The following is a 26,442-nucleotide window of genomic DNA, read 5'->3' on the forward strand; positions in this document are numbered from 1 at the left end:
CGGCGGTGGTTAACGTCGCGTCCTACGACCGTCGGGGTGGTGGGGGTTCAGAAGGGGGCGTCATTGCTTTCGGCCTCCGTGAGGATTTCAGGCGCGCGGGCAGGAATAGCGGGCAGGGGTGAGCCGCATTTATGTGCGGCGAGTACCGGATATCGGCGGGGATTCCTTATGTGCCACTCATAGCGGTGCTCGAGCTCCTTTTTCTGCGCGTTGCCGACAAGATCGTAAGTCGCGCGGCCTTGGAGAAGCGCGACCGCTTCCCCCATTTCGTCGATCGGGTTGATATCGGCCCGGACGGGGAGTGCACATTTTTCGGCGTCGAGGCCTCGGAGGACCGGGACCCGGCAGTGGGGGCACTGGGTGATGCCCGCGGTGCGCAGCTGCCCGCTGGAGCAGGCGAGGAGCCAGGGGGGGATCACGGGGCGTCCTCGGGGTTGAGGATCTCGCCGGTGGTGGGGTCGATGCGGAGACCGTCGACGATCACTTCGGACGGCTGGGAGTGCGTTATGAGATCCGAGGGGTCGCGTGGGTCCGCGTGTAGTGAGTGCAGTGCGTCTCCTATAGACGCACTGACGCACTCACTACTAGTGCGTTGACGCACTAGTGACGCACTTGACGCACTGACGCACTCGGAAGAGACAGAGTGCAGTTTCGCCCTCCTCGGCCCGTCCACCACGACCACCTTCCCCGCCCGGACGAGCGACTTGAGGGCGTCACGGATCGCCTTCTGAGGGTGCTCGTCGGCCAACGCCTCCTCGATCGCACGCCCTGACGCGTGCGGAGAGAGGGTGAGCCACTCAACGATGGCGCCCGCGGCCGACTCGGTCTTCGCGTCCTTACGGGACCCTCCAGCGAGCTCCAGGCGCCGCTGCGCAGGGTTGAAAGAAAGAAGCGACTCGGGCACATCGACGTCTCGCCCGTACGCTGAGAAATAGCGTGGCGCGGCGGGATTCGTTTCTCCGGAGTCGTCCTTTTCCCGGACGAGTCGCCATTCCACATCGGGCCAGTCGCGGAGCCTGGAAGCACCCCGGGACCGCTCACCGGAATGGCCCATGTGGTGAATCACGATCGCTTCTTCGACTCCTGCTTCTTTCAGAAGTTCGTCGATCGCGACGAGGAGACGGCCCGCTTCCTTGTCCTCGGACAGGCCCAGGGCGTCGAGCACAGGAGCGAGACAGTCCAGCACCACCACGGTCGCGCCGAGGGCACGCAGCCGGTCAGCCCACTCGGTGCGGGTCTGCGGGTCGAGGATGTCGAAGGACGACAGGCGGCCGCGCAGGGGGAGGATGCCGACGGCGTCGGTCCGGGTGATGCCTTGGTCGCGGAGCCAGGAGCGGAGCATCCGCGCGTCGAGCTCGTTGTCGATGATGACGATCCGCCCGGACGGTGGGGTGACGTCGAACTTGCCGAGGAACGGCACCCCGTCGGCCAGCGCCCGCACGAGGTTCCCGACCGTGGTCGTCTTCCCGGCCTTGAACTGGGCGGCCAGCATGACCCGTCCGCCGACCGGCCACAGCCCGTCGACGCGGTACCGCACTGGTTCGTCTTCGACGGCGAGGAAGTCCGACAGCAGGGTGATGTCAGGCGGGACGACGTTCCCGGCGCGCGCCTTCTTCGCCCTCCGGGCCGCCTCCTCACGCACCCGGATCTTGCGGAGCTCGTGGGTGACCTCACGTTCGTAGGCGAGCGCCTCCAGGTCGAGCTCCTCCGCGCCGTCGACGGCCGCGGCTGGGGGTGTCGGGTCAGGCGTGGGGTGGAGCTGGTGGACGGTGGCGAGGGCGCCGTCCGTCGCGAAAGGGGGCGGACCCTGAGCACCCGGCCCGGTCGGCGCGATCAGGTCGGAGAAGTCGTCATCGTGGGGGAGACGCTCGTCGACGTCGGCCCGCACTGCGGCCAGGTCCGCGACAGCTACCTGGGCGACCGCCCACGACAGGACGCCGAGGAACTCCGTCTGCGCCTGACGGGCGGTGAGGATCCGTTCGGTCCCGTCCCTTGAGGTGGCCATCGCCGTGATGAACACCCCGGACAGGGCGGCGGCCGCGTCCAACGCCGGGTACAGACCGGCCGCGGCTTCCCGCATCGCCCCGGCCGCCGCTCGGAGCGCGATCCCGTGCCGGGACTCGCCGGTCGCGAGCGCGCTCTGGAACTGGGTGGTCAGCCCAGCGAGCAACTCCGGCCGCGTACCGGCGGTGTGCCGGTCGAGGAACGCCTTCACCTCACGGTCGGTCGCCGCGTCGTTGCTGTCGCCCGCGTCGGGCAGTTCGCCGGCCAACGCAGGCGGCAGCTCGGGCAGCGCCCCGGTGCGGACCCATTCGTACCGGCCGCCCTGGTCGGCCTTCTCGTGGATGCTGGGGGAGACGACGATGATGCCGTTCTTGCCGCGCACCTCACCCCACGCCTTGCCGAGGCCGCCGGTGGAGTTGCCGAGGGTGCGGCCGTCTGGGGCGGCGTACAGGTAGTGGCCACGCTCGGCGTCATGCTCCCGAGTCGACTGGAACGGCCCGGGGGCGGTGAGGAGCGCGGCCCGGAGGAGCGGCGGTAGGGCGTCGGGCCGGTCGACGTCGAACGCGATTGCGCCGGACCGGCCGACGTGGAGGGCGAGAGCGTGGTCGGTTCCGGCGAACCAGACGGCGATGGTCTGCGGGTCTCGGCTGGACTTCGACGGCCAGCCCTTGCCGAGCACTGACCCGGCGTGCTTCGTGGCCCGGTTGACGGGCAGCACGTACCATCCGGCGGCCGCGTAGGCGAGGGCGGCCTTGATGGTGTCGTGGTCGGGCGTGATGAGGGGGATGGAGAGGGTCACGCCTGGCCTCCGAGGTTGTGCGTGCACCGGCATGACACTCGGCCGTCCTGTACACCCAGCTCACGCCACGCGTGGAAAGGACACCCCGGGATCAGGTCGGGGCCGGGCGGGTGGGTGGTGAGCCCCCACCGGGGGTTGTACGGGCCGCCGGAGGACCGCATAGGGCAGACGGTTCCGCACGCCAGGCACCGGCCGACGTTCCAGGCGAGTTCCTCACACCACACGGTGCGGGACCCGGGGCACTTCTTCGGCGGCACCAGCCGGGCCGGGGAGAACAGGAGGGGTGGCCGCCCGTCGGGCTGCACGTCTTGTCCGGCGCCGATCGCCCGCCCTTCGCAGGTGCCGCACACCGCGTCCCCGGCCGGGGGCTGGTCGGCGGTGAGGAGGCGCCCGTCGTCGCGGGCGGCCTGCCCGCACCACAGCCCGTAGGAGACGCCGCGCGGGTAGCGGACTCCGTGGCGGGGCCGGTGCCAGCGGCTCATTCCGGGGGTGCGGACGTAGCGGGGGCCGGTGGTGAGCGGCTTCCCCCAGTTGATGGCGTGCCCGACGACGGCGCTGCGGGTGAGGGGAGGTTCGAGGGGGACGCTCACGCGGCCGCCTCGCCGTGGAGAGGTGTCCTGTGGGTGGTGCGCATGGTGGGCCCCTCTCGGTCGTGCGGGTGGTGCTGAGCGCCCGCCCCAGGGACTCGCACCCTGGGTGTCTGCTGGTCGGGCAGGGGAGGAAAGGGGGGAGCCCCCGTGCGCCGCTTCCCCTTTCGGCGCACGGGGGCTGATCAAGAGGGTCAGGAAGCGTGCAGGTCGTAGTAGTCGTCGTTGAAGTCGTCGACCTCGATGTCCTCGCCGCGTTCCGCCCACTCGTCGCGTTCCTCCTCGGCGTGGACCGCGACGAGCTCCTCAGGAGTCAGGCCAGCCACCCACTCAGGGACGTTGCTCACGGTGGAACCTTTCTTTGTAAAGGGAGGGGCCGGTGCCCGCCCCCGCGGCCTCGCGCGCCACGGGAGCGGGCACCGGAGTTCAGGAGGGTCAGGCGAAGCCGAGCGTGGCCCGCTGCTCGGGGGTGAGCGCGGCCAGCGCGGCGGCCTGCTCGGGGCTCGTCCCGGGCGGCGGCGTCCACGCGGCGGCTGCCGGGGCGGGCGCGGGCTGGGCGGCCAGAGTCGTCTGCGCGGCCTGGTAGATAGCCTCGGCGCGCTGCGCGACCTGCTGAGGCATCTGTGCGATCGGTCCCGGCGCGGTCGCCGGGGCCTGCGGGGCACCCTGAAGGAACTCGTTCGCCTGAACAGCCGACGGCGCCGCGTAGGCGGCGGTGTAGATCTTCGGCGCGTTGTGGCCGCGCTTCTTCACCTCACCGTCAGCGACGTAGGTGATGGACAGAACACCCCCGACCTCCAGGCCCCGGGCGCCCGCCTGACGGACAGCGGTACGCACCGCGTCGAGGAGCTTGGCCTTGATGTAGAACTTCCGCTGGCCGTCGTCGTCGACGATCTGCGGGTCACGCAGGGACGTCTGAACGGTGACGACCATCTGCATCATCGGCTTGCCGTCCGACCAGAACTTCGGCTCGCCGCTGTCGAGGTCCTTCTGCTGCTCAACGGTCGGAGGGGTGGTGATCGGGCCGCTGACGGTGGTGCCGATGGTCGGGAACTGCGCGGACGGGATGCCGCCGCCCATGAGGAAGGCGTTGGCGTCCATCGTGAACGGGGTCGTCATGATCTGTGCTCCTTGGATTCGTTGCTACTGGGCGATGAGGTCAGACAGTTCCGACGCGGCCTCGGTGAGGGCGTCGGGGTCACCACCGCAACCGGTGGCGAGATCAGTGGCCCCCGGCCGGAACCAGGGGCAGGACCGGCACCACGACTCGCGGCGCCGAAGCAGAGGGAAAGCGGCCTGGCCGAGCGCGGTCACGAGCTTCGCGATGCCGTCCGCCCGCGACAGGGACGCCTCGGCGACGGCCCGGTTGTACGGCTCCGACCACAGGTAGCGCTGCTTCCACTCCTGGTCGCGGGGCAGGAAGTAGATGGCGACGTCGGTCACGGGGAAGCCGAGACGCTCCCAGCCGAGGCCGTACGTGTGCGCTTGGACGCGGTATTGCTCGCCGGGGCCGTGCTTCTTGTACTCGCGGAGGGTGTTGCCGCCCGGCACCTTCCAGTCCCACACGACCCCGTCGAGGTACAGATCCGAGTTGCCGGAGATGTCGTCGCCGTTGATCTGGCCGACGGTGACGCGTTCCTCCAGCGCGTACCGGGACTGGCCGTCGATGTGCCAGTTCGGCAACGCCCAGTTCGCGCGCTCCAGCAGCTCCTGCAGACCGTTGTGGACGTTCGTACCGATCCACGCTTTCCAGCTCAACGGCTGGTTTGTGTTGACGGCCGGGTGCCCGGCGAGCTTGTAGCCGATACGCAGGTCGCAGGGGATGCCGAGCTCAGACGGGCCGATGCGGGTCTGCAGGGTGCGCGGTTGGTTGTTGATGGCGCCTTCGATGAGGCCGTCGAGCTCGTTGGCGAGCGCCTGAACGCGTGGCGGGATGCTCACGCCGGGTCCCGGAAGTCGGTGATGATGCCCGGGGAAGTCTGGGTCATCTCGCTGATCGTCTGGACTGCGGCGGCCGTGGCGATCGTCTCGGCGGACGGGTCACCGATGATCTTCCTCAAGGTGCGGGAGAGGAAAGCCCTGTCGGCGGAGGAGATCAGCCATGTCTGGACGAGGCTGGAGCCGTCCGGCCGCATCTCCGTCAAGGTGATCATGTCAGGGGTGGTCACAGCACACCGGCCGTACGGTGGGCGACGGTCAGGATCTCAGCGAGCTCGGCGCGGATCTTCCCCGTGTCGGCGAACAGACCGGCCAGGCCGCGCTGCCGGAGGACCACCTCGACGAGCTCGACCGGCACGTCGGCCGGGTCGACAGTCGTCGGGGTGGGGATCGCGCCGATGATCTCGCGCGGCGGACAGTTCACACACCGGAACACCGTCCACGAACCCACGCCGTCCACGGCCGGGACCTGCCCGGCGGACACCATCGGCTCCTCGACGACACGCTGCTTTCCGCAGGTGACGCACGCCCACCCGTCGCGCTGCCCCGTCGTGAGGTTCGCGATGCTGATCGGCGCGGCCTGCGCGGGCTTCCAGTCGGTCGCCGCGCGCCGCATCACCAGGTGCGCGTCCACGGGGCGGCCGAGCGCCCGCTGCGCGCGCACCATCTCGGCGACCCGCTCAAGCGCCCACGCCTGGTCGCCGGGGGTCTCGTGGTGGATGCTGGTGATGGTGACCGTGCGGCCGTCCCGGTAGGTGTGGGTGTAGCGGGCCGCGTACTCCAACCCGCTGGTCGTGGTGGTCATTGCTTCTGGGCTCCTGGGTTCGCTGAAGAAGGGGGAGGGGCGGGGGTCTGCGGGGCGGGGTCTCGTGCTCCCCGGAAACCCCCCGTGCCAAAGGTGGGGTCACATAGCGATCGCGGGCCGCCACGGGCCGCCCTGCACCCGGGTGACGAGCTGCGCGTCGTCGAGCAGGCCCCGGGCCCGCTGGTGCTGGAGCGCCGTCTCCACCTGCTGGACGGCCTGCTCACGACGCCAGGGGGTGGCGCCGGTGGGGGCGGTGTAGACCCGCACTTCCAGCACTCCGTCGCCGTCGCGGAAGATGCCCTTGACGCCGTACTCGGCGCATCCCGTCAGCTCGGCGGCGTACCGACTGACAGGCGCGGAGGCGAGCAGCTGGGGGACGGTGAGACGCTGCGCGAGCATGGCGGGCTCCTGGGATCCGGGGGAAGGGAGGCGCTGATCGGCGCCTGCAGGAAACACGCTACATCACGCTCCAAGACGATTCAAGACGCTACAACTTGCTACATCCTGCTACACGGATGGGCGCGCGAAAACGGGCACTACCGGACGCGGACCCTCGTCTTGCCGCACCGTGCGCACCGCTGCTGCACTGGCCGGCCACCGGCCACGATCGGGACCGATACCCACCGGTGCGTGAACGGCCAACACCTACCGGACACGGTCGCGTGCCATGTTCGCCCGCTGCAAGAGGTCGAGCCGCGACTCCAGGGTGCGGATCGTGTCCTTCTGCCTCAGGACTGTCTTCCGATGCACACCCGAGGCGGAGGCCTCCTTGGCAGCCTCCTCTCGCGCCTCCTCCAGGAGGCGGTCGGCCGCGTCGAGGCGGCGGATCAGGGCGGCCCGGCTGCGGAACCAGTCACGAATCATCAGGGTCTCCAGGTTTTCCAAGCAAGCGTGTGATGAAGTCCGCGACGCCGACGCACACCGGCCACGTGGTCGTCGTGACCTGGGTGCCGACGCGAGTCGCGACGGTGATTTGCGCGTCTCTGGGTAGAGCAGGAGGAAGCCCCCCACCGAGCAGGCCGGTGGGGGGCAGGGTGCTGGTGGTGCTCATCACGCGGGCGTGCCCCGCATCACGACGACGCCGAGCGCCTCCTCGATCTGGCCGACCACCGCGAGCACCGCGTCACGCAGCACCGCATCCGTGTCGTCCAGCAGGTAGACCACCTGCAACGCGCCGCCCGGGATCCGGTACCGGAACCGCGCGCTGATCCCGTACGTCGTCGGGTCCTCGCCCTCAGCCACGGGCAGCTCGAGACACTTCACCGCGATCTTGAACGTGGCCGGCACCTGCAGCTGACCCTTCGCCCCGGCGGACGCGTCGGTCGTCTCCTCGAACACCAGGCGCCGGTCACCGGACGCGAGCGGCGTCGCCGACGAGAAGTTCACCTTCGTCTTGGCCTGGAACGTCTGGGCGATCTCCAGCATGTCGGCCGCGGACGGCTCCCGGATGTCACCGAGGTGGTCCTCGACGAACTCCGCGAACGCCTGCTGCGACATGACCTTGCGGTCCTGGCCGACCCACTCCTGCCACGCCTTCGTGGTGCGCAGCTGCAGGACGACCCGGTGGTCACCCCACCTCGGGTCGATGGCGGTGTGCGCGTTGATGACGGCCGTGATCCGCTTGGCGGCGACGTCGACGTACACCTCGGAGGATTCGTCGGCGTGCTTACCGAAGTAGTGCAGGAACGAGGTGATGTCCTCGACCGTGACGGTCCCGGTCTTGCGCTGCGGGCTCTCCCGGTCGCGGTCGAGCAGGTCGACCACGTGCACGTGGTCGTTCAGCTTGTACCCGTAGATGGCTCCGGGCTCCAGCTCGTCGGGCGCCTGGGCGCCGTTGAGGGCCTGAATCAGGGCGTCGTTCTCGGTTCGGGGGGCCCAGTCACTCACTTGTTGATCTCCTTGACGTTGTCGTGGTTGACGGCCCGGCCGACCTCACGCAGGCCGGGCAGGGCGATCTGGCGGGGGTCGTCACGGACCAAGTTGTGGTCGGTGTCGGCGAAGAAGACGGCCGCCCGCGGAGGCGCCTTGGGGGCTTTCACCGTGACCTCGCCGACCACCATGAGCGCCGCCTCGTTGCCCTTCATCGGCTCCACGGTGAGAGTGAGGGTCATGGCGCCCTTCTTGCCGTGCTCGCGGACCGCGGCGACGAGCTGCTGCATCGCGGCCGCGGCCTCGTCGGAGACCTGGCCGTTACGGATGTCACGCAGGACGTCGGCGAACGGCCTGACCTGACCGGAGTCGGTTGTCACGCTGATTTCCTCTCGGGGGATTCGGATTCGGATTGGGTTCGGAGGGCGGCGTCGTACCGCTCCGCCGTACGTCGGCAGACACCGATCTGGATCGCGGCCTCCCACTGCGACAGACCCAGGCGGCGTAGGTCGCCGTAGTCCTCCAGCCGCGCCGCCCGCGCCGCCCGGGCAGCCTCACCGGCCCAGACCGGCACCGGGCCACGCAAGGGGAACTGGTCGAGGGAACCCCCGCTCCAGTGGCGCTGGTAGCACGCCCGGATCAGACCCCGGCCCTTCGAGAAGCCCTGCTGATCGCAGCAGGCGCAGGTGATGATGCGTCGGCGTCTCACCGTTCCACCACCTCAAATGGCGCCAGCGTGAGCGTGCAGCCGAGCGCGCCGAGGTACCGCAGGAGAGCGGTGAGCTGAGTGCGCGGCCCGGCCGTACGCTCCAGATGGCCGACTGAGGTGACGGTGATCCACAGGCACTCAGCCACGGCAGCCCGCGTCAGACCAGCCGCCGTACGCAGCCCGGCCATGTCGGGCAGCACCTCGTCGAGGGCGCCGACCGGTTCGCCGTCATGCACGACGACGAGCTGGTGGCCGACGGCGTGCGCGTACCCGATGACGTGGCCGACGACAGGAATCGCCTGCCCGGACTCCCACCGGCTGACCATCGACGGACCAGCACTCGCCCCCAACCCGAGGGTGTGTGCGAGCTCCTGGCCTTGGATCTGTGCTGTACGGCGTAGGGCGACGAGTTCGGCGATGAGGGGGATCACTGGTCCACCGCCTCGGGGGCAGGCAGCTCGATGACGAGCAGCTGCAGCTGGCCGCCTTTCATGACGGGCCCGAGCCGCATGTCCGGGCCGACGAGGTGCGTGTCGTCGTCGTCCGGCAGGACCCCGGCGTCGACCAGGCCGTCGATGAACGCCTTGAAGCTGGGGTACCAGTTCGCCGGGTCGCGGCGGCCCCGGGTGGCCGGGTGGAGGATGCCGAACACGTGCGCTCGGGCGAGCGGGGGTACCCCCGCGGCCTCGGTGGCTTGCTTCCCGGCCGCCCGGATCGCCGCGGTGAGACGCGCCTTCGGGGCGTGGTGCAGGCGGTTGTTGGCGTTCAACAACGGAGTGCCTGCGGGGAGGGTGATGGTCCAGGTGCGGGCGCCCGCCACCAACCCCAGGGTGAGGTCGGCGGCGGGCAGGTGGCGGGCGGTCACGCCTTCACCTCGACGGGCTTGGTGTCGACGAACATCCGGCCAGGCCGCTCGTACGGCTCCCGCGGGCACAACGTCAGCTGGTTGGGCGGGTCAGGGATCGGCGTCGGCTCATCCGGGCCCGGGTTGTCCTCGGGCCGGAAGTAGACGCACGTGTAGCGGTCGTACAGACCCAGCGGGTTGTCCTCCCGCCACTCGACCGGGAACCGGCCGGGGACGGCCACGGCGGCGAGCGGGATCAGTTCGACCGGCAGGCCGACGAGCAGGACGACGTAGACGGCGATGAGGGCGGCGACGCCGCAGCAGGTGGCGTGGAGCCAGCGGCCGCGGCGGGCCGCCGCCACCCCGAGGAGGGCGGCGGCCAGCGCGAGCATGATGCAGGGGAGGGCGGCGGTCACGCCTGCTCCCGGTCGGCCGACGGGACGTACGGCTCGAACGGCGCCCGGCCAACAGGGAGAACCGTGGTCGCGGGCAGCCGCGGGGCGAGCGGGACGCACTCGGCGTCGGCGTGCCGCATGCCGGGCAGCCCGGGGAGGCCGCACGCGCACCAGCCGGGACCACGCTGCGGCTGCTGGGGTGCGACGAGCTGGTCGTCCGGGGGAGTGGTACCCCCATGTAACGCCTCCTTCCATCGGTCAACCGAAGGCGGGAGCAGCGCCGGGCGCTGCTCGGCGAGCGCGAGCAGCTCCGACCACTCGGACACTGCAGCGCGCGCCTCCTCCAGCTTCTGCTCAGCGGCGGTCACGTTGTCCTGCAGCTGGCGGAGCTGCTCGGTCATGCGGGTGATGGTGTGCGGAGAGAACATCAGACCTCCTCGGTCTGCGCGATGGTGATGAGGACGACCGGCCGGGTGGGGAGCCGGTGGTACAGGCGGGGGCGGCCGCCGTCCTGCAGCCGCGCCATCACCTCCACCGCCCGGCAGCCGCGGCGGCGGCAGGGGGTGGGGTAGGTCAGGATCTGCACCGCGGGCGGCAGGACGCTGTCGGGGGTGAGGGTGTCCGGCGGGGCCGGGATCCGGGCGAGGGTTCCGGGGGTGAGGTCGCCGAACTTCATGCCGCACCGCCGTCGAGCACGATGACGGGCGCCGGGTAGACCTTCGTCAACGGGCCGCGCTCCCTGTCGATGGTCGGCCAAGGAGCCAACTGACCGGTGGTAGCCCGCAGAGCAACCGGGGGATAGCCCTGGTGCGCGAACCAGTCGGTGCCGTGCCGGTCTCGCCAGATTTCCCCGGGCTGGGGGACGCCGTCGGCCGGGACCAGGCGCTCGATGGTGACCGTGTCGAGCGGGACGGTCACCCCGTACGGGCCCGCCGAGTGCTCCAGATCGACCGTGAGCTCCTCGGGGAACGCGTCGCACGCGGGTGCGATGTGCGTGATGAGGCCTTCGACGATGACGCGGACGCGCTCGCCGAGCTTGTAGTGTTCAGGCATGGCCTGACCTCTTCTCTTCGCTGTTGGGGGTTGGGTCTACGGGCGCCCGGCCGTTGGCCCGGCCCGGGCCGCCCGGTTACGCCGACCGGCGCACGCTGCGCTCGGCGGCCTTACTGCGTGCAGTGCTCGCCTTCAGCGACATCTGCGTCATGTACGCCTTGTGCGCGTTCTCTGCGGCCTTCGGGATGTCCCGCTTCCGGACCTTGCCCTCAGCGGTGATGCGGGCGATCCAGTAGTCGATCGACACCGGCGACGCCCGGCGGGCCGCCTCCGTCCGCTCACCCCGGTGAGGAGTGCGCGCCCACTGCACATGTGCGGCGATTCGGGCGGCGCGGCTGCGCTGTTCGGGGGTGGCCATCAGACGTCCGCCGTGGTCTCGGTCGGCGTCGGCGCCATGTACGCCTCGAACGAGGATCCGTAGATCCGCCACCGGCCCTTCGTCGAGGTCTTCGTCGCACGCAGCTCACCGGAATTGATGGCCCGGCGGATCGTCCACTGGCTGACCCGTATCCGGGCGGCAGCCTCAGCCACGGTCAGCATGGGCTCGTCCATCGCGGCCTCCTTCCTCTATCTCGTACTAGAACGCTACAAGATGCTACATCTCGATTCAAGACGCTACATCTCAAGGCATATCGCTACACGCCGAGTCAAGAGTTTCCCGTGATTTACGTCATGATCTGATGCTCTATACGCTCCACCGTGCTACAACTCACTCCATGGAGCATGAAACGGGACCGCCAGGTCTGCCCTTCTGGAGAAGGGTCGAGGCGGAGCGCATCGGACGCGCGTGGACAGCCACAGACCTACATCGCCGTTCGGGCGTAGCCCGAAGCACGATCAACAACCTGGCGACCCAGCGCCGACGTCCTCGGCCGGCCACAGTGGTCGCGCTCGCCGACACCCTGGGCATCCCGCGTGACGAGGCTTTCGCCCTGGCGGGTCTCGACCCGGAGGCGGCCGCCGTGGGGGAGACCGCAACCGACGACACCCTCGACGAACTGCTCGCCCGCCTGCCTGAGGAGCGTCGGCGGGAGCTGGAGAAGTGGCGGGAAGAGGAGCGGGAGCGCTACGAGCGGGCCCGGGAGGACTATGAACGGGGCCTCTCCCGAATCGAGAAGATCCTGCGTGACGAGCTCGGCTGACCATGAATGCGCCGCCCGAAACGGGCGATCATCGAAAAAATTTTCGATGCGCTATTCCTAGCGTGACCAGGGGAGACGGGAAAAACTGCCACTTGGGCAGGGATTTTTGTCACTCAGGAGGCGGATTTTTCTTCTGGTGCAGTGTTATATAGGACTGCCGTAAGCACAGCGTCGTGCAGGCCCTAACGCCGCCCGGCCATGTGCTGTCAGCAGTCCCCCTCAGGAGGCTCCATGCTCCTCGCACTGGTCACCATCGCCCTATGGGCCCTCAGCGTCGCCTACGTGGCGCTGGACGCCCTCATACCCGGCCACTCCCTGCCGATCTCTCTCCATCACCTGCTGCTCGCTGCCAGCGCCACCATCACCCTCGCCTGGATCCTGCGCCATCCGCGTCTGCAGTACCGAGTCGGCTACCGCGACGGATACGAGGACGGCGAACGCAACGCCGCTTGACCCCGGCGGCGCCCGCGCGACCGACACCGCGCCCCCGCCAGCCACGCTCACAGCATCACCTGTGAGCGCGGCCACCCCGCCGGACCCCAGCCCCCTGTGACGCTGCCCAGGCAGGCCAGGACCCCGCGGAACCCCTCAGAACCGATCGCCAGGCGCGAACTTCGTGTGCATCGCCCGCGCCCGATCGTTCGCGTGCTCCTCGGTGTAATGCCACATCTGCGCGTACGACTTCCAGCCAAGGACGCGCCGCACAGAGTCCGGGTCCATCCCCTCCTTCAGCAGAAGATGCGCCGCCGTCCCCCGGAAACGATGCGGGTGCACGTTCTCCACCCCGGCCGCCTCGCCGCGGCGGCTCAACATCAGAGCCACACCGGCGCGCGTCATCTTCCCCATCGTCTTGCTGCGCACCCCCAACCAGAGGTTGGGGGATGACGCCCACCCGTGCTTGGCCCGGACCCTGAGATACCGATCCAGAGCCACCACCGTCTTGGCGCCGATCGGGATCCAGTGCTCGTCGCCGCCCTTCAGCACGATCATGATTCGCCGCTGCCGGAGGTCCACGTTTTCGAGCTGGATCCCCGCGAGCCCGCTCGCACGCACGCCGTTGTCGATCAGGATCATGATCATGGCTGTGTCGCGGCGCTCCGCGAACCCGGCGCCCTTGCACGCGGTCAGCAACGCGGAGATTTCCGCGTCCGTCAGGTACTTGCGGGCCTTCTTCGGTACATGCGGCCGATCCGCACGCAGCACAGGTGAGAAGGTGCTGCGCTCTTCCTCGGAGATGAGCCAGTTGAAGAACACCCCGAGGTAGGAGTGGTGGGCCGAGCTGGTGTGGACGCTAGTCCGGGCCTGCTCTGAGGCCAGGAAGTCACGCACATGGTCAGCGGTCACCCCCTCAGCGTCGTGAGGGTGGCCGTTCGCGCGGAGGTAGGCGTAGAACGCACGAACTGACCGCGTGTACAGGTAGATCGTGTACGGGGCCTTGTTGCCAGCTTCCAGGGCGCGCTTCCAGGAGTCGATCAACCCTTCCAGATCCGTCCCGACGGGGGCTGGCGCGGTGGTGCGCCGCGATCGGCGAGGGCGTCGGTTCGGGTCGAATTCGATCACGTTCTCGGTCATCGGGGGCCTCCTCGCCAGAGCGAAAGACAGCAAAAAGGGGTTAAGCCTTGGGGGAGTGATTATTCGGTTAGTCACCTATACGCGGCCGATCCGCGAGTGATTTCTGTCCCTCCTGGAGGAGCGACAGGGCCTCTGAGCACGGCGGATAAAGGGGACGTGAGAGAAGGGAAGGGGCTCCGATCATCCTCTTAACCTGCGCTTACGTCCTGTCAGGCATTGTTCTGGTGTACCGGAACCGCCGGTCGCCGCTCCGACAGTCCACGAGCGGATGCAGGACGTGGGGGAAGACATGGACCCGAACAAGAATGAGCAGGAAAGCACCCCGGCCGAGGCGACCCACGAGAACGAAGGATGGAGCCAGTTCGGCAAGGTGCCGCCGCGTGTCGGAGGTTACTCGGAGGGCCGGGACACCGGGCCGCAGCCGACGCTGATCCACCCGGTTCCGGACGCGGCGGAGTCCCTGCGGATCCCCGCCCAGCGGGGGTCGCTCACCGGCAGGCAGAAGCTGGGGGCCGGTCTGGCGCTGGCCGCGATGGCCGTGGGAGGTGGAGTCGCGGGGGCCTTCATCGCGACCTCGATCGCCGGGGCCGGCACGGTCACGGCCTCGTCCGTCTCCCCCTCGGCCGAGGTGCGCCAGGTCGGCAGCTTCGCCACGGTCGCCGACGTGGCCAAGGCGGTCCAGCCCTCGGTGGTCTCCATCGAGGTCAAGAGCGCCAACGGCAGCGGCGACGGATCGGGCGTGCTGCTCTCGGCCGACGGCCTCATCCTGACCAACAACCACGTGGTCACGCTGGGCGGCCAGGTGGGGACGAACGGCTCGATGACCGTCAAGTTCAGCGACGGCAAGACCGCCTCCGCCAGGGTCGTCGGGACCGACCCGGCGACCGACCTCGCCGTCATCCGGGCGGAGAACGTCTCCAACCTGACCAAGGCCACGATCGGTGACAGCGACAAGGTCAGGGTGGGCGACTCGGTGCTCGCCATCGGCAGTCCGCTGGGCCTGTCCGGCTCGGTCACCGCGGGCATCGTCAGCGCCCTGAACCGTACGGTGACCGTCGGCGGCGAGCAGCGACAGCAGCTCCCGCCGGGCTGGGGCGGCATGCAGCAGCAACAGCAGGGCGGCGGAACGACGACCATCGGCGGGGCCATCCAGACCGACGCGGCGATCAACCCCGGCAACTCGGGCGGTGCCCTGGTCAACGCGGCCGGAGAGGTGGTCGGCATCAACAGCGCCATCGCCACCAACGGCGGCGAGGGCAACATCGGTGTCGGCTTCGCCATCCCGATCAACACCGCCAAGCAGGTCGCCAAGCAGCTCATCGACACCGGCAAGGTCAGCCACGCCTTCCTGGGCGTCAGCCTCGCCGACGCGACCGGTGACGTGGCCGGGGCCCTGGTCAACCAGGTCACCGACGGCAGCCCGGCCGCCCAGGCGGGGATCAGGCAGGGCGACCTGATCACCAAGATCAACGAGACGCCGGTCGACGACGGCGCGACGGTGGTCGGCGCGATCAGGGGGCTCAAGCCGGGGGACAAGGTGACCATCACCTACCTCCGCGACGGCAAGCCCCAGACCGCCACCGCGACCCTCGTCGAGAAGACCGGGCAGTAGCCTCGCCCAGAGCCGATGCGCCGCCGGGGACGCTGCGGACCCCGGCGGCGCATCCGTTTCCCGCCCGCCCGCCTCGGACGGCTTCCGGCATCCCGGGAGCCCCTGTGCTCCTGATCGGGAAATCCGGGCCGCGGCCTTGTGCCCCGGACGAGAACCCGGCCGGGGAACACGGGTCAGCGCCCGGCGGTCAGCGCCTCGGAGCGCCACAGGTCACGGTAGTAGCCGGGCGTCCCGACCAGTTCCTCGTGGGTTCCCCGCTGCGCGACCGCCCCGTTCTCCAGCACGACGATCTCGTCGACCCCTTCGAGCCCGCGCAGCCGATGGGTGACCAGCAGTGTCGTACGGCCCCGTGTGGCGTCGAGCAGGTCGGCCATGAGCGCGTCCGCGGTGGCCTCGTCCAGTGATTCGGCGGGCTCGTCCAGCAGCAGCACAGGAGGGTCGTTCAGCAGCGCCCTGGCCAGCGCCAGCCGCTGGAGCTGGCCGCCGGAGACCGTCCGCCCGTCCTCCCCGAGCATGGTGTCCCAGCCGGTCCGCTCGACCCACCGGTCGAGCCTGGCCCGCCGTACGGCCTCGGCCAGCTCGTCCTGGTCCGCCTCCGGCCCGGCCAGGCGCAGGTTGTCCCGCAGCGTCGTCCGGAACACGTAGGGGTCCTGGGTCAGTCCCGTCATGACCCGCCTGGCGTCGTCGGAGGTCATCTTCCCGAGGTCGGTCCCGTTCAGCAGGATCGTGCCGGACTCGGGTTCCACCAGCCGCATCAGGGCCGAAAGCAGGGTGCTCTTGCCCGCGCCGCTCGGGCCGACCAGGGCGACCCTCCTGCCCGGGGTGAGGGTCAGGCTGACGCCGTCGAGCGCCACGGGCAGACCGGGGCCGTGCCGGACCACGAGGTCGCGGATCTCCACGGTCGGCGGCTCCTCGGGCACGGGGGCGGGGCTCACCGGCTCGGCGACGGCGGGCGGGGTCGCGCGGACCTCCCGCAACCGGCGCAGGGCGGCGAGCACCCCGGTCAGCCGCTCCGCCGCCGCGGCCATCGGCAGCACCGGCTCGAAGGCGACCAGCGAGACCAGCGCGAGAACCGTCGTGGCGACCCGGCCCGCCTGCGAGCCTCCGGCGATCCAGACGACCGCCAGCACGGTCAGGCCCTGCGTTAGCGTGCCGAGGGCGGCGGCGACCGCGTTGGCCCTGGCCTGGCGGCGTTCCAGCGCGCCCAGGCGGGCGTCGGCCTCGGCGCAGGCGGCCAGCGCGCGCCCTCCCGCCCCGTAGGCGGCCAGGTCGGCCGCGCCGTGGACCAGGTCGGCGACCCGGGCCGCCAGCTCCGCCCGCGCGGGCGCGATCCGCGCCGACCAGCGCCGGGCGGCGGCGGCCGTACCCGCCGGGATCAGCACCCCGGCGACCAGCAGCCCGGCCAGCAGCGCCGACGCCGCGGCGGGCAGCAGAAACAGCCCCAGCACGACCGCGGCGACCCCGGTCACCACAGCGGCCGCCGCAGGCAGCAGGCAGCGGACCAGCAGGTCCTGCGCCGCGTCGGTGTCGTCGACCATCCGGCTGAGCAGGTCGGCTCCCCGCCGGTCACGCGGCCCCGCCGGGATGAGCGCCCGGTAGAGCCGTTGCCTGGTCGCCGCCTGCGCCCGCAGCGCGACGTCGTGCCCGGCCAGGCGCTCGCCGTACCTGAAGACGCCCTTGGTGGTCGCGAAGGCCCTGACGCCGACGATCGCCACGCTCAGCGCGGCCAGCGGGGGGTGCTCGGCGGCTCTGGTGATCAGCCAGGCCGCGGACCCGATCAGCCCGAGTCCGGCCAGTTCGGCCGCCGCGCCCGAGGAGATCGCCAGGGCCGTCCGGCCCTTCATGTCCTTGACGCCCGTCATCGGGACCCTCCGATCAGTTCGGCGGAGACCACACGCCCCTCGGCCAGCCGGATCACCCGGTCGGCCAGGTCGATCATCGCGGGCCGGTGCGCCACGATCACCGCGGTTCGTCCCTCGGCCAGCTCACCGGTCGCGGCCACGATCGCCGCCTCGCTGCGGCCGTCGAGCCGCGCGGTCGGTTCGTCGAGGAGCAGCAGGTCGGTGCCGGGGCGGCAGAAGGCGCGGGCGAGCGCGACCCGCTGCCGCTGCCCGGCGGACAGGTTCGCGCCGCGTTCGCCGAGCACCGTCTCGTAGCCCTCGGGCAGCGCCGTCACGAACTCGTCGGCGTGCGCGGCCCCGGCCGCCCGCCGTACCTCCTCGATCGTGGCGCCGGGGAAGCCGAGGCGGACGTTGTCGGCGACCGAGACGGCGAACAGGTGGGGGCGCTGCGGCACGAACGCCAGCCGTTCCCGCCAGGCGTCGTCGGCGGTGAGGGCCACGCCGTCGATCAGGACGCGCCCGCTGTCCGGGACGACGAAGCCGAGCAACAGGTGCAGCAGGGTGCTCTTGCCCGCCCCGCTCTCGCCGACCAGCGCGACCCGCTCACCCGGTGCGATCGTCAGCGAGACGTTCTCCAGCGCCGCCTCCTGCCGGCCCGGGTAGCGCACGGTGACGTTCTCCAGGCGGATCTCCGGCGCGCGGCCCCCGGCCCGGTCCGCCGCCCCGGCCGGGGCGTCCCGTACGGCGGGGGCGGACGCCTGGCCGTCCAGGACGGCGAACGCCTCGTCGGCGGCGGCGACCCCCTCCATCGCGGCGTGGAACCTGTTGCCCATGGTGCGCAGCGGCAGGTACGCCTCCGGGGCGAGCAGCAGCACCAGCAGCGCCGTGGGCAGTTCCATCGACCCGGACAGCAGCCGCAGCCCGACCGGGACGGCGACCAGCGCCAGGGAGAGCGACGCGGCCAGTTCGAGCACCAGCGACGACAGGAAGGCCACCCGCAGGGTGCGCATCGTGGCCTCCCGGTGCTCCTGGGCCACCCGGCCGATCACCTCGGCCTGGTAGCGGGCCCTGCCGAAGGCGCGCAGCGTGGGCAGGCCCCTGACCACGTCGAGGAAGTGCCCGCCGAGATGGGCCAGCGCCCGCCACTGCCGTTCGGTGACCTCCTTGGTGCGCATCCCCACCAGCGCGCCGAACAGCGGGATGAGGGGCAGCGTGACGAGCACGATCACCGCGCTGGTCAGGTCGGCCGCGAACAGTCGTACCAGCACGGCGACCGGTACGACGGCCGCGACCGCGGCCGCGGGCAGGTAACCGGACAGGTAGGGGTCGAGGGCGTCCAGGCCGCGACCGGCCAGCGTGACCAGCTCGCCCGAGCGGCGTGAGGCGAGACCGGCCGGGCCGAGCTCCCGCAGCCGCGACAGCAGCCGGTGGCGCAGCGCCGTCTTCACGCCGGTGCTCGTGTGTCCGGCGGCCACCCCCTGAACCAGGCCGAGCAGGGCGCGGGCGCCGACGACGAGCGCGAGCACGGTCAGCGCGGCGGGGGCGAAGCGGCCGGAGAGCACCCCGGACAGCACCTCCGCCTGGACCAGCACGAGCAGCCCGGCCACGACCGCGGCGGCCAGGCAGACCGCCAGGTGGCGGCGGACCGCCCGCTCGCCGCGGACCAGCCGAAGGAGATCCTTGTGCATGTGAACCCTAGAAGAACGACGGCAACCGACCGGCCGCACGCTTGGGACCGAACGTGCGCCATGTCCATACTTGCGCACCCGCCATGACCGGCGTCAAAGGCGCGATTATGAGACTGAGCACACCCAGCGTGCCCTCGGGCGCGGCGTGTTCGAGCAGCCACGGCGCCAGTGCGGCCAGCGGCACCGCGGCGGGCAGGGCGGCGGCGCACGCCGAGACCAGCAGTGCCCCGCCGCGGCGGCTCCTCCCGGTGACCCGTCCCGGCAGCGCCCAGGAGGCGAAGGTCCAGCCGTGGAAGGCGAACGCCCCGGCGACGACGGCGACGCAGGCGATCCCGGCGAGCGGGGAGGGCGACTCCGGCAGGCCCTGGGCGATCGAGGCCAGGATCATGCCCCAGCTCAGCGCCAGGCCGTACGATCCGGCGCAGACGGCCCAGTCCCAGGCGGCCCGCCAGCCCGTCCCGTCGAGACGGCGGCGGAACCACAGGCCCGCGTCGCGCAGGATCCACGAGATCAGCAGGGTGACGACCAGCGGGTAGAGACCGTACAGCACCCGTCCCTCGACCTCGGGGAAGGCGCCGAAGAGCACGCCCGCGACGGCGACCAGCCACACCTCGTTGGCCAGCACGAACGGGGCCATGGCCGAGACGATCGTGTCACGGTCCCGCTGGGTACGGCCGAGCACGGGCAGCAGCATGCCGAGGCCGATGTCGAACCCCTCCAGGGCGAAGTAGCCGATCAGCAGCAGGGCGAGCACGCCCAGCCAGAGGACGTCCATGGATTCCTCACCTTCCGTGGCGGGATGTCTAGTGGCTGAGCGCGTGTTCGAGAACGGCGGGGGCGGGTTCGTCGTCCGCGCCGAGGGCGACGGTGCCGGGGCCGCGCCGTACGGTTCCGGCGATCAGGAGGTAGTCGGTGACGGCCAGCAGGCCGAGCACCCCGGTGAACCCGACGAGGGAGACGGTGACCATGCCCGGTGTGAGGCCGTGGGACATGGCGTCGGCGACGGTGAGCCTGCCGTTGATCAGCCACGGCTGGCGGCCGACCTCCCGGGCCAGCCAGCCGCAGATCGCGGCCAGGAACGGCGCCGGGGTGAGGATCACCAGCAGCGGCTGCGCCCAGCGCCAGCGCGGCAGCCAGTAGGTCAGGGGCGCCAGCAGGAGCAGGAGGAACTGCACCAGCTGTCCGATCCCCATCATGGCCGCCAGGGCGACCCCGGCCAGCGGGACGCGGAACTTGTCCGGCTGGTAGAGGCCGATCGAGCCGAACTGGGCGTAGCCGAAGGCGGCCGTGACCAGCGACCCGCAGAAGGCGACGAGCAGGCCCGTGCGGAGGGCGGAGGTGAAGAACTCCCGCTCGGGGGTCCGGCGGAACAGCTGGTAGGCGGAGGCCCCCATGACCACGGAGCCCGCGGCCCACAGACCGGCGCCGACCACGTGGGGGAGCGAGTTGACCAGCGCCGGGTTGCTCAGCAGCGCGCCGAAGTCGGTCAGCACCAGACGGCCGCCGCGCTCGACGGCCCCCACCGGGTTCTGCAGGAACGAGTTCGCGGCCATGATCCAGAAGGCGGAGACGTAGGCGGTCAGCGTCACCATCCAGATGCACGCCAGGTGCGCCCACCGGTTCAGCCTGTTCCAGCCGAAGATCCACAGGCCGAGGAAGGTGGACTCGATGAAGAAGGCGCCGAGCGTCTCGATCGCCAGGGGGGCGCCGAAGACGTCTCCCGCGTACTCGGACAGGCCACTCCAGCTCAGCCCGAACTGGAACTCCATCACCAGGCCGGTGAAGATGCCGAGCGCGTAGTTGGTCACGTAGATCTGACCCCAGAAGCGGGTGGCGCGCTCGTGCTCGGGCCTGCCGGTCACGGCGTGCCGGGTGTGCATGATCGCGATGATCGGGGCCAGGCCCAGCGTCAGCACGACGAACAGGAAGTGGATGCTTCCCGTCACCGCGAACTGTGTCCGCGCCAGGTCGAGCACGCCCACGGTTCACCTCCGTTGTTGTGTCTGTCTACCTATAGGCACTCTACATGTAGAACGGCTACATGTAGCCTGTCTGCGGAAGGGTAAGGTGAGGGCGTGAACGATCGAGGCGCCGTAGGGCGGGCGGAGGGCGCGAGGTGAACGCCGACACGCTTCGCGGGCACATGGACGCCCTGCTGTTGTCCGTGCTTGAGGAGGAACCTCTGCACGGTTACGCGATCATCGAGGCCCTGCAGGCACGCAGCGGCGGCTCACTGAACGTGCCGACCGGCACGGTCTATCCAGCGCTGCGACGGCTCGAACAGGCGGGATACCTCGCCAGCGAGTGGGCGACGGTCGGCGGGCGCAGGCGGCGCACCTACCGGCTGACCTCCTCGGGCCACCGGGCCCTGGCGGGGGAACGCGCGGCCTGGCGGGAGTTTACCGGTGTGATCGGCGGTGTGCTCGACCCCGGTGGCTCCGGGGAGCGGCTGGGCCGCTAGGACCGGCCGAGGGCCGGGACGCGGCGCCTGCGGGTGATCATCAGGCAGCGGGTGGCGCCGTACAGCTGCAGCAGCGACAGCCCGAGGCTCAGCGTCTCGACGCCGAGGTTCAGCGGGTGGTCGAAGAAGTCGTCACGCTGCGCGCCGTAGGTCAGCAGCAGCCCGAGGGCACCCGTGAGCGGCAGCACGATCAGCACCAGCACTCCCAGCGACCGGGTGACGAGTCTGGGCCGCCTGATCCTGCGCAGCCCCCGGCCGAGCGCGAACAGCCCGGCCCCGCCGAGCAGGGCGACCGCCAGCTGCAGATAGTCCAGGCCGCGGGAGACCGGCATGAACCACGCGGGCCACCGCTCGTAGGCGATCGGGTCCTGGGAGGAGAAGCGCCACACCAGGCTCCAGGCCATGATGGTCAGCGGCACGCTGATGAACAGCAGCGCCGCGAGCCTGCGCCCCGCCGAGATCGACAGCCCCTCCTGGTAGCCCGGCGCGATCTCCTCGACCGGGCCGAACTCCTCGACCGCGACCCGCTCGGCCTCGGCCCTGCCGAGCCCGTCGAGCTCCAGAGCCTCCGCGGTGTCGAGCAGGCTGTCGCGGGCCTCGGTGACCATGTCGAGTTTCGGTCCTCGCGGCCCGCTGAGCGTACGGCTGAGCCTGGCCACGTAGTCGTCGATCACCCCGGCTCCGGCCACGCCCACCTCCACCCCCGTACTCCCTGTGCGGTCATCACCGTACATCGTCGGGGTGGAGGTGGGTTCGGCGCATCCGGGATAACCCGGACACAACCCGGAGTCACCGTCTCGCGCCCCCGCGGACGCCTTCTCCGAGCCCGGGAAATCGCCGATTCCGGGAAAACGGACAGGCCGTTACGGCGACAACTGGATGGAGGGGTGCGGCGTCCTCGGTGCGCTCGCCCGGCGGGCCGAGTGCGAGGCCGAACCCATCAGCAGGCTGCCCACGGTGATCGCCGCCAGCAGGGCGAACCAGCCGACGACCCGTCCCATCCGCAGGCCGTACCCGCTGATGATCCAGTGCAGCGACAGCAGCCAGCGGCCGGAGGAACGGCTGGTCGCACGGCGCATCTCCATGGCGCCGAAGGCGAAGTCGGCAGCGGTCGCCTTGTCGTCGATCCCGGCGCGCAGCCGCGAGTACAGGACGGCGAGGCGGTGCGGCGCGGGCACGTCCTGCTCCTCGTCCGACCAGCCGCGCCAGGCGTGCTCGTCGGCCAGCGTCCGCCGGAGGGTCCACCAGCGCAGCGGCGGCCAGTGCGGCGTGATCCGCACGCCGCGCGGGGTCGTGGCGAACACGCAACCGGTCAGCCTGAGCCGTTCCGGGGTGCGGATGCCGGTGAAACGGCAGGTGCTGAGATCGACGGCGCTCAGCTGGAGCGCCTCCGCCTCAAGCCCGCGCACGGAGGTCACCGCGGCCGCGCCGTTCCCGCTGACCGTGGCCTGGCCGCGCAGCGTCGCCTCTTCGAGGTCGGCGACCGCGCCGTCCAGCCGCACGCTCAGACGGCCCGTCACCCGGATACGCCGCAGGTCGACCGGGCAGCCGCGGACCGTCAGGTCGAGGCCGTTGCCCGCCCACGCCCCGGCGAGGGTGAGACGGCGGCCGACCGAGACGGGGGCCAGGTAGCCACCCGCCCAGAACCGTGTCGCCTCGAACCCGGCCAGACCGCCGAACTCCGTCCTCCTGAAGGAGACCGCCCTGCCGAACCGGCAGCCGCGGAAGGTCACATCCCCCTGGAAGAGGGTGCCGTCGAAGGTGGCGAAGTCGTGGAACTCGGCCCCCTCGAAGGAGACGGTCCGGGCGAACCTCGCCGAGCCGAACAAGGCGTCCCGGCCCGCGGACACCCGGTCGAAAGCGGCGTGCCCGGCGACGTGGACGCCGTGCAGGGAGACCTCCCTGACGAACTTGACCTCCCTGAAAGAGACGTTTCCGGCGAACCTTGCGCCGACGAACGAGGCCAGGCGATGGAAGCGAGCCTGGTCGAAGGAGACGTCCCCGCTGAAGACGACGTCGCAGAATCTGACGTCCTCGGGGAAGACGGCCAGGTCGAACCTGGCCCTGCCGAGACGCCCACGGGTCGGGGTGAGGACTCGTTCCAGCAGGTCCTTGCCGATGACGGTGCCCCGCAGATCGATCGCGGAGCCGGGGGAGAGGCCGCGGAGGACCTCGTCGAGCTCGTGATGCTCCAGATGGGCCAGGCAGCGCCCGTACGGCTGCCGGGCCGATCCCGCGCACTCAGGGGAGGCGGCGCAGGTCATCCAACCCACGTCCAGAGTTCTCATAAAACAGTGATACCCCAGACGAAGCCTTACGTGAGATCTACGTCATAGCAAGCTATAACTGATGCCTTTAGTCAGCACTTAGTGTCAAGATTCGTTGATTTCACCATCTGGCCATTTCTAAGTAAGTGTCGGCAGATCAAACCGGTTCTACGCTCCGCCTCATGCGTGCCTTATCCCGAGTCATCTCCGCTCTGGCCGTCCTCGGCACCGCCGCGGCCACGGTCACCGCCCTCCCCCCGGCACCCGCCCTGGCCGAACCGGGAACCGTCGTCATCAGCCAGGTCTACGGCGCGGGCGGCAACAGCGGCGCACCACTCGCCAACGACTTCGTCGAACTGTTCAACCGGAGCTCCACGCCGGTCGCACTGGACGGCTGGTCCGTCCAGTACGGCAGCGCGACCGGCACGGGGAACTTCGCCGCCAACCCCGTCGTGCCGCTGTCCGGCACGCTGGAACCCGGCCGCTACCACCTGGTCAAGCTCGCCGGGGGAGGCGCGGGCGCCCCGCTGCCCGCCCCGGACACGACCGGGACGGCCAACATGAGCGCAACCTCGGGCAAGGTCGTCCTGGTCCGCTCCGCGCAGGGACTGGCCTGCAACGGCGGCTCGACCCCCTGCTCACCCGAGCAGAGCGCCCTCATCGCCGATCTCGTCGGGTACGGCACCGCCGACTACGCCGAGGGCGCTCCGGCCCCCGCCCTGTCCACGACCACCGCGGCCCTGCGTGCCGGCCACGGCTGCGCCGACACCGACGTCAACGGCACCGACCTGGTGAGCGCGTCCCCCGCGCCGCGCAACGGGACCACGGCCGCCGCGCCGTGCGGCACCCCGGAGCCCACCCCCACCCCCACGGCCAGTCCCACGGCCAGTCCCACGGTCACGCCGACCGGGGAGCCGTGCCAGACGCCCGCGACCCACCCGATCGCCCAGGTACAGGGCAGCGGGGACACCAGCCCGCTGGCGGGCCGGACCGTACGCGTCCAGGGCGTGGTGACCGGCGACTTCCAGCGGGCCGACCAGCTCGGCGGGTTCTTCCTGCAGGACCCCACCCCCGACGCCGACCCCGCCACCTCGGAAGGCCTGTTCGCCTACGCCCGTGACACGTTCAAGGACGTCAAGGCCGGCGACCGGGTGCTGGTCACCGGCAAGGTCGTGGAGTACAACGGCTGGACCGAGCTCTCACCGGTCACCGCCGTCGACGTCTGCGGCACCGGCACCGTCACCCCGGCCAGGCTGAGCCTGCCGCGCGCCGAGGGATCGACCCTCGAACCCGTCGAGAGCATGCTCGTCACCGTCACCGGGCCGCTGACCGTCACCGACCACTACAACCTGGGCCGCTTCGGCGAACTCACCCTCTCCTCGGGAGGACGCCTGTTCCAGGCCACCGACAGGACCGGCGTGGACGAGGCCGCCGACCGGCGCCGCAGCCTGCTCCTCGACGACGGCTCGACCAGGGAGAACCCGCAGACCATCCCCTACACCGACCCGCGCGTCGTCCGCCTCGGCGACACCACGCTCGGCGCCACCGGCGTCCTGGGGTACGGCTTCGGCGTCTACCGCCTCCAGCCGACCAAACCGGTCACCTTCCTGCGGACCAACCCCCGCCTGCCCGCGCCGCCGCCGGTGTTCGGCAACGTCAGGGTGGCCAGTCTCAACACCCTCAACTGGTTCACCACCCTGGGTTCACGCGGTGCGGACACCACCGAGGAACAGCAGCGGCAGCTGACCAAGCTGGTCGCCACGCTCAAGGGCCTGAACGCCGACGCGGTCGGCCTCATGGAGGTCCAGAACAACGGCCAGACCGCCGTCCAGGCACTGGTCGACGCGCTCAACGCCGAAGTGGGCGCGGGCACCTACGCCGCGCTGACCCACCCCAACCCGGGCACCGACCTGATCCACGTCGCGGTGATCTACAAGCCCGCCAGGCTCAGGCCCGTCGGCCCGGCCCGCTCCTCGGCCGACCCCGTCTTCAGGCGGCCTCCGCTGATCCAGACCTTCCGCCGGGTCCGGGGCGGCCAGCCGTTCACGATGGTCGTCAACCACTTCAAGTCGAAGGGCTGCGACGCGGCCGCCACCGGTCCCGACGCCGACCTGGGCGACGGCCAGGGCTGCTACAACGGCGAACGCGTCCGCCAGGCCAAGGCGACGCTGGCCCTCGTCGAGAGCCTCAGGCTGCCCAACGCGCTGGTGCTCGGTGACCTCAACGCCTACGGCGAGGAGGACCCGATCGACACGCTGGAGGCGGGCGGGCTGACCAGCCTCAGCAAGCGGTTCGTCCCCGCGCCGCTGCGCTACAGCTACCTCTTCGAGGGCCGCAGCGGAGAACTCGACCACGCCCTGGCGGGCCGGGGCCTGCTCAGGAAGGTGACCGGCACGACCATCTGGCACGTCAACGCCGACGAGAGCCGCATCCTCGACTACAACACCGAGTACAACCCGCCTCGGCTCTACCGGCCTGACGCGTTCCGGTCCTCGGACCATGATCCTTTGGTGGTCGGGCTGATGCTGTGATTCTTTGCTCCGCCTTCGGCGTCGCGGGTTGTGTCTCCTTGCGCCGCCTGGCGGCGTCGCGGGGCTTGGGCGCGTCGATGTCTTCCCTCGTCGTTCGTCCGCTCCGCTCCCTCACTCCTCAGTCCAGACACCGACGCGCCCAAGCCGAAACCCCTCACACACGGCACCGGAAAACCCAAGATCAAAACCCTTCACACCTGAGGCGGGGGATCCCTCGTATCCGGTACGGCGGCGTTCGGATCGGCACCCTTGAACGGGGGTGGTCCGGGCGTCGCCGGGATGGAATGTCCGGGGGAGGGAAGTGGTTATGCGAGCCATACAAGAC

33 protein-coding genes are annotated in these 26,442 nt (G+C 70.7%); 5 read left to right on the forward strand and 28 right to left on the reverse strand.

All coding sequences use genetic code 11. The features are described from left to right. Positions 1 to 47 precede the first annotated feature (47 nt). From ACIBVQ_RS04730 to ACIBVQ_RS04830, 21 genes are all read right to left on the reverse strand, one after another. A complete protein-coding gene (locus ACIBVQ_RS04730; protein WP_399175634.1) occupies positions 48 to 419 on the reverse strand; it encodes a hypothetical protein in 372 nt (123 codons plus the stop codon). Continuing rightward, on the reverse strand, positions 416 to 2,803 hold the full coding sequence (locus ACIBVQ_RS04735; protein ID WP_399175636.1) for an AAA family ATPase: 2,388 nt from the start codon (positions 2,801 to 2,803) through the stop codon (positions 416 to 418). Before ACIBVQ_RS04735 ends, ACIBVQ_RS04730 begins: the two co-directional genes overlap by 4 nt. Next, complete coding sequence (locus tag ACIBVQ_RS04740; RefSeq protein ID WP_399175638.1) at positions 2,800 to 3,393, reverse strand: hypothetical protein; 594 nt, start codon at positions 3,391 to 3,393, stop codon at positions 2,800 to 2,802. Before ACIBVQ_RS04740 ends, ACIBVQ_RS04735 begins: the two co-directional genes overlap by 4 nt. 191 nt (positions 3,394 to 3,584) lie before the next feature. Further along, positions 3,585 to 3,737 carry a hypothetical protein gene (locus ACIBVQ_RS04745; protein WP_352009290.1) on the reverse strand — a complete coding sequence of 51 codons (153 nt, stop codon included), beginning with the start codon at positions 3,735 to 3,737 and terminating at the stop codon, positions 3,585 to 3,587. An 88-nt stretch (positions 3,738 to 3,825) separates the two neighbouring features. Then, positions 3,826 to 4,509 (reverse strand): hypothetical protein, encoded by a 684-nt coding sequence (locus ACIBVQ_RS04750; protein WP_352009291.1) that lies wholly within the window; start codon positions 4,507 to 4,509, stop codon positions 3,826 to 3,828. Positions 4,510 to 4,533: 24 nt separating this feature from the next. Beyond that, positions 4,534 to 5,331: a hypothetical protein gene (locus ACIBVQ_RS04755; protein ID WP_399175640.1), complete on the reverse strand. Its 798-nt coding sequence runs from the start codon at positions 5,329 to 5,331 to the stop codon at positions 4,534 to 4,536. Further along, entirely contained in the window at positions 5,328 to 5,543 is a 216-nt protein-coding gene (locus ACIBVQ_RS04760) for a hypothetical protein (protein ID WP_399175642.1), read from the reverse strand. The genes ACIBVQ_RS04755 and ACIBVQ_RS04760 overlap by 4 nt, the downstream gene beginning before the upstream one ends. Positions 5,544 to 5,554: 11 nt before the next feature. After that, entirely contained in the window at positions 5,555 to 6,133 is a 579-nt protein-coding gene (locus ACIBVQ_RS04765; RefSeq protein WP_399175644.1) for a hypothetical protein, read from the reverse strand. Positions 6,134 to 6,232: 99 nt separating this feature from the next. Then, the gene (locus tag ACIBVQ_RS04770; RefSeq protein ID WP_352009295.1) at positions 6,233 to 6,532 is read right to left on the reverse strand and encodes a hypothetical protein; all 300 of its coding nucleotides are present in this window, start codon (positions 6,530 to 6,532) and stop codon (positions 6,233 to 6,235) included. Between the two features lie 246 nt (positions 6,533 to 6,778). After that, positions 6,779 to 6,997, reverse strand: a complete 219-nt coding sequence (locus ACIBVQ_RS04775; RefSeq protein WP_399175646.1) for a hypothetical protein — start codon at positions 6,995 to 6,997, stop codon at positions 6,779 to 6,781. A gap of 186 nt (positions 6,998 to 7,183) precedes the next feature. Further along, positions 7,184 to 8,020, reverse strand: coding sequence for a DUF2303 family protein (locus tag ACIBVQ_RS04780; protein ID WP_399175648.1), 837 nt, complete (start codon positions 8,018 to 8,020; stop codon positions 7,184 to 7,186). Further along, complete coding sequence (locus ACIBVQ_RS04785) at positions 8,017 to 8,382, reverse strand: hypothetical protein (protein WP_399175650.1); 366 nt, start codon at positions 8,380 to 8,382, stop codon at positions 8,017 to 8,019. The genes ACIBVQ_RS04780 and ACIBVQ_RS04785 overlap by 4 nt, the downstream gene beginning before the upstream one ends. Beyond that, a complete protein-coding gene (locus ACIBVQ_RS04790) occupies positions 8,379 to 8,711 on the reverse strand; it encodes a hypothetical protein (RefSeq protein WP_399175652.1) in 333 nt (110 codons plus the stop codon). The genes ACIBVQ_RS04785 and ACIBVQ_RS04790 overlap by 4 nt, the downstream gene beginning before the upstream one ends. Next, a complete protein-coding gene (locus ACIBVQ_RS04795) occupies positions 8,708 to 9,142 on the reverse strand; it encodes a hypothetical protein (protein ID WP_399175654.1) in 435 nt (144 codons plus the stop codon). Before ACIBVQ_RS04795 ends, ACIBVQ_RS04790 begins: the two co-directional genes overlap by 4 nt. Then, positions 9,139 to 9,576 carry a hypothetical protein gene (locus ACIBVQ_RS04800; RefSeq protein ID WP_399175656.1) on the reverse strand — a complete coding sequence of 146 codons (438 nt, stop codon included), beginning with the start codon at positions 9,574 to 9,576 and terminating at the stop codon, positions 9,139 to 9,141. Before ACIBVQ_RS04800 ends, ACIBVQ_RS04795 begins: the two co-directional genes overlap by 4 nt. Further along, on the reverse strand, positions 9,573 to 9,971 hold the full coding sequence (locus tag ACIBVQ_RS04805; RefSeq protein ID WP_399175658.1) for a hypothetical protein: 399 nt from the start codon (positions 9,969 to 9,971) through the stop codon (positions 9,573 to 9,575). Before ACIBVQ_RS04805 ends, ACIBVQ_RS04800 begins: the two co-directional genes overlap by 4 nt. After that, positions 9,968 to 10,378 carry a hypothetical protein gene (locus tag ACIBVQ_RS04810; protein WP_399175660.1) on the reverse strand — a complete coding sequence of 137 codons (411 nt, stop codon included), beginning with the start codon at positions 10,376 to 10,378 and terminating at the stop codon, positions 9,968 to 9,970. The genes ACIBVQ_RS04805 and ACIBVQ_RS04810 overlap by 4 nt, the downstream gene beginning before the upstream one ends. Continuing rightward, positions 10,378 to 10,626: a hypothetical protein gene (locus ACIBVQ_RS04815; RefSeq protein ID WP_399175662.1), complete on the reverse strand. Its 249-nt coding sequence runs from the start codon at positions 10,624 to 10,626 to the stop codon at positions 10,378 to 10,380. Before ACIBVQ_RS04815 ends, ACIBVQ_RS04810 begins: the two co-directional genes overlap by 1 nt. Next, on the reverse strand, positions 10,623 to 11,003 hold the full coding sequence (locus ACIBVQ_RS04820; RefSeq protein WP_399175664.1) for a hypothetical protein: 381 nt from the start codon (positions 11,001 to 11,003) through the stop codon (positions 10,623 to 10,625). The genes ACIBVQ_RS04815 and ACIBVQ_RS04820 overlap by 4 nt, the downstream gene beginning before the upstream one ends. A gap of 76 nt (positions 11,004 to 11,079) precedes the next feature. Beyond that, entirely contained in the window at positions 11,080 to 11,361 is a 282-nt protein-coding gene (locus ACIBVQ_RS04825) for a hypothetical protein (protein WP_399175665.1), read from the reverse strand. Then, positions 11,361 to 11,555 carry a helix-turn-helix domain-containing protein gene (locus ACIBVQ_RS04830; protein WP_352009309.1) on the reverse strand — a complete coding sequence of 65 codons (195 nt, stop codon included), beginning with the start codon at positions 11,553 to 11,555 and terminating at the stop codon, positions 11,361 to 11,363. Before ACIBVQ_RS04830 ends, ACIBVQ_RS04825 begins: the two co-directional genes overlap by 1 nt. A 164-nt stretch (positions 11,556 to 11,719) precedes the next feature. Here ACIBVQ_RS04830 and ACIBVQ_RS04835 point away from each other — a divergent pair, with 164 nt between their 5' ends. Beyond that, positions 11,720 to 12,145, forward strand: coding sequence for a helix-turn-helix transcriptional regulator (locus ACIBVQ_RS04835; protein ID WP_352009310.1), 426 nt, complete (start codon positions 11,720 to 11,722; stop codon positions 12,143 to 12,145). 231 nt (positions 12,146 to 12,376) lie between these two features. Continuing rightward, positions 12,377 to 12,598 (forward strand): hypothetical protein, encoded by a 222-nt coding sequence (locus ACIBVQ_RS04840; RefSeq protein ID WP_386189213.1) that lies wholly within the window; start codon positions 12,377 to 12,379, stop codon positions 12,596 to 12,598. A 135-nt stretch (positions 12,599 to 12,733) separates the two neighbouring features. Here ACIBVQ_RS04840 and ACIBVQ_RS04845 read toward each other — a convergent pair whose 3' ends face one another. Beyond that, positions 12,734 to 13,717 (reverse strand): tyrosine-type recombinase/integrase, encoded by a 984-nt coding sequence (locus ACIBVQ_RS04845; RefSeq protein WP_399175668.1) that lies wholly within the window; start codon positions 13,715 to 13,717, stop codon positions 12,734 to 12,736. A 289-nt stretch (positions 13,718 to 14,006) separates the two neighbouring features. Here ACIBVQ_RS04845 and ACIBVQ_RS04850 point away from each other — a divergent pair, with 289 nt between their 5' ends. Continuing rightward, positions 14,007 to 15,329, forward strand: a complete 1,323-nt coding sequence (locus tag ACIBVQ_RS04850) for a trypsin-like peptidase domain-containing protein (protein ID WP_362916759.1) — start codon at positions 14,007 to 14,009, stop codon at positions 15,327 to 15,329. A gap of 173 nt (positions 15,330 to 15,502) precedes the next feature. Here ACIBVQ_RS04850 and cydC read toward each other — a convergent pair whose 3' ends face one another. The 4 genes from cydC to ACIBVQ_RS04870 are packed head-to-tail and all read right to left on the reverse strand — an operon-like array spanning position 15,503 to position 20,840. Continuing rightward, entirely contained in the window at positions 15,503 to 17,191 is a 1,689-nt protein-coding gene (gene cydC, locus ACIBVQ_RS04855; RefSeq protein ID WP_399175671.1) for a thiol reductant ABC exporter subunit CydC, read from the reverse strand. Beyond that, positions 17,188 to 18,858, reverse strand: a complete 1,671-nt coding sequence (gene cydD, locus ACIBVQ_RS04860) for a thiol reductant ABC exporter subunit CydD (RefSeq protein ID WP_362916755.1) — start codon at positions 18,856 to 18,858, stop codon at positions 17,188 to 17,190. Before cydD ends, cydC begins: the two co-directional genes overlap by 4 nt. A 7-nt stretch (positions 18,859 to 18,865) precedes the next feature. Beyond that, positions 18,866 to 19,633 (reverse strand): cytochrome d ubiquinol oxidase subunit II, encoded by a 768-nt coding sequence (locus ACIBVQ_RS04865; protein WP_386189847.1) that lies wholly within the window; start codon positions 19,631 to 19,633, stop codon positions 18,866 to 18,868. Between the two features lie 28 nt (positions 19,634 to 19,661). After that, complete coding sequence (locus tag ACIBVQ_RS04870) at positions 19,662 to 20,840, reverse strand: cytochrome ubiquinol oxidase subunit I (RefSeq protein WP_399175673.1); 1,179 nt, start codon at positions 20,838 to 20,840, stop codon at positions 19,662 to 19,664. 134 nt (positions 20,841 to 20,974) lie between these two features. Here ACIBVQ_RS04870 and ACIBVQ_RS04875 point away from each other — a divergent pair, with 134 nt between their 5' ends. After that, positions 20,975 to 21,319, forward strand: a complete 345-nt coding sequence (locus ACIBVQ_RS04875) for a helix-turn-helix transcriptional regulator (RefSeq protein ID WP_362916749.1) — start codon at positions 20,975 to 20,977, stop codon at positions 21,317 to 21,319. Here the strand turns inward: ACIBVQ_RS04875 and ACIBVQ_RS04880 are convergent. After that, positions 21,316 to 22,020 carry a permease prefix domain 1-containing protein gene (locus ACIBVQ_RS04880; RefSeq protein ID WP_362916747.1) on the reverse strand — a complete coding sequence of 235 codons (705 nt, stop codon included), beginning with the start codon at positions 22,018 to 22,020 and terminating at the stop codon, positions 21,316 to 21,318. The genes ACIBVQ_RS04875 and ACIBVQ_RS04880 overlap by 4 nt on opposite strands. 162 nt (positions 22,021 to 22,182) lie before the next feature. Next, a complete protein-coding gene (locus tag ACIBVQ_RS04885) occupies positions 22,183 to 23,607 on the reverse strand; it encodes a pentapeptide repeat-containing protein (RefSeq protein ID WP_399175676.1) in 1,425 nt (474 codons plus the stop codon). A gap of 161 nt (positions 23,608 to 23,768) precedes the next feature. On the opposite strand from ACIBVQ_RS04885, the gene ACIBVQ_RS04890 reads away from it, so the two are divergent. After that, on the forward strand, positions 23,769 to 26,117 hold the full coding sequence (locus ACIBVQ_RS04890) for an ExeM/NucH family extracellular endonuclease (protein WP_399175678.1): 2,349 nt from the start codon (positions 23,769 to 23,771) through the stop codon (positions 26,115 to 26,117). Positions 26,118 to 26,442: the final 325 nt, after the last annotated feature.

Source organism: Streptosporangium sp. NPDC049376 (assembly GCF_044466505.1).
Taxonomy (GTDB): Bacteria; Actinomycetota; Actinomycetes; order Streptosporangiales; family Streptosporangiaceae; genus Streptosporangium.

Excerpts from the sequence above, each read along its gene's own strand:
- ACIBVQ_RS04810 (WP_399175660.1), bottom strand. The coding sequence starts at position 10,378 with ATGTTCTCTCCGCACACCATCACCCGCATGACCGAGCAGCTCCGCCAG.
- cydD (WP_362916755.1), bottom strand. The coding sequence starts at position 18,858 with ATGCACAAGGATCTCCTTCGGCTGGTCCGCGGCGAGCGGGCGGTCCGC.
- ACIBVQ_RS04760 (WP_399175642.1), bottom strand. The coding sequence starts at position 5,543 with ATGATCACCTTGACGGAGATGCGGCCGGACGGCTCCAGCCTCGTCCAG.
- ACIBVQ_RS04845 (WP_399175668.1), bottom strand. The coding sequence starts at position 13,717 with ATGACCGAGAACGTGATCGAATTCGACCCGAACCGACGCCCTCGCCGA.
- ACIBVQ_RS04750 (WP_352009291.1), bottom strand. The coding sequence starts at position 4,509 with ATGACGACCCCGTTCACGATGGACGCCAACGCCTTCCTCATGGGCGGC.
- ACIBVQ_RS04775 (WP_399175646.1), bottom strand. The coding sequence starts at position 6,997 with ATGATTCGTGACTGGTTCCGCAGCCGGGCCGCCCTGATCCGCCGCCTC.
- ACIBVQ_RS04825 (WP_399175665.1), bottom strand. The coding sequence starts at position 11,361 with ATGGCCACCCCCGAACAGCGCAGCCGCGCCGCCCGAATCGCCGCACAT.
- ACIBVQ_RS04830 (WP_352009309.1), bottom strand. The coding sequence starts at position 11,555 with ATGGACGAGCCCATGCTGACCGTGGCTGAGGCTGCCGCCCGGATACGG.
- ACIBVQ_RS04835 (WP_352009310.1), top strand. The coding sequence starts at position 11,720 with ATGGAGCATGAAACGGGACCGCCAGGTCTGCCCTTCTGGAGAAGGGTC.
- ACIBVQ_RS04820 (WP_399175664.1), bottom strand. The coding sequence starts at position 11,003 with ATGCCTGAACACTACAAGCTCGGCGAGCGCGTCCGCGTCATCGTCGAA.
- ACIBVQ_RS04850 (WP_362916759.1), top strand. The coding sequence starts at position 14,007 with ATGGACCCGAACAAGAATGAGCAGGAAAGCACCCCGGCCGAGGCGACC.
- ACIBVQ_RS04885 (WP_399175676.1), bottom strand. The coding sequence starts at position 23,607 with ATGAGAACTCTGGACGTGGGTTGGATGACCTGCGCCGCCTCCCCTGAG.
- ACIBVQ_RS04840 (WP_386189213.1), top strand. The coding sequence starts at position 12,377 with ATGCTCCTCGCACTGGTCACCATCGCCCTATGGGCCCTCAGCGTCGCC.
- ACIBVQ_RS04815 (WP_399175662.1), bottom strand. The coding sequence starts at position 10,626 with ATGAAGTTCGGCGACCTCACCCCCGGAACCCTCGCCCGGATCCCGGCC.
- cydC (WP_399175671.1), bottom strand. The coding sequence starts at position 17,191 with ATGACGGGCGTCAAGGACATGAAGGGCCGGACGGCCCTGGCGATCTCC.
- ACIBVQ_RS04890 (WP_399175678.1), top strand. The coding sequence starts at position 23,769 with ATGCGTGCCTTATCCCGAGTCATCTCCGCTCTGGCCGTCCTCGGCACC.
- ACIBVQ_RS04865 (WP_386189847.1), bottom strand. The coding sequence starts at position 19,633 with ATGGACGTCCTCTGGCTGGGCGTGCTCGCCCTGCTGCTGATCGGCTAC.
- ACIBVQ_RS04765 (WP_399175644.1), bottom strand. The coding sequence starts at position 6,133 with ATGACCACCACGACCAGCGGGTTGGAGTACGCGGCCCGCTACACCCAC.
- ACIBVQ_RS04770 (WP_352009295.1), bottom strand. The coding sequence starts at position 6,532 with ATGCTCGCGCAGCGTCTCACCGTCCCCCAGCTGCTCGCCTCCGCGCCT.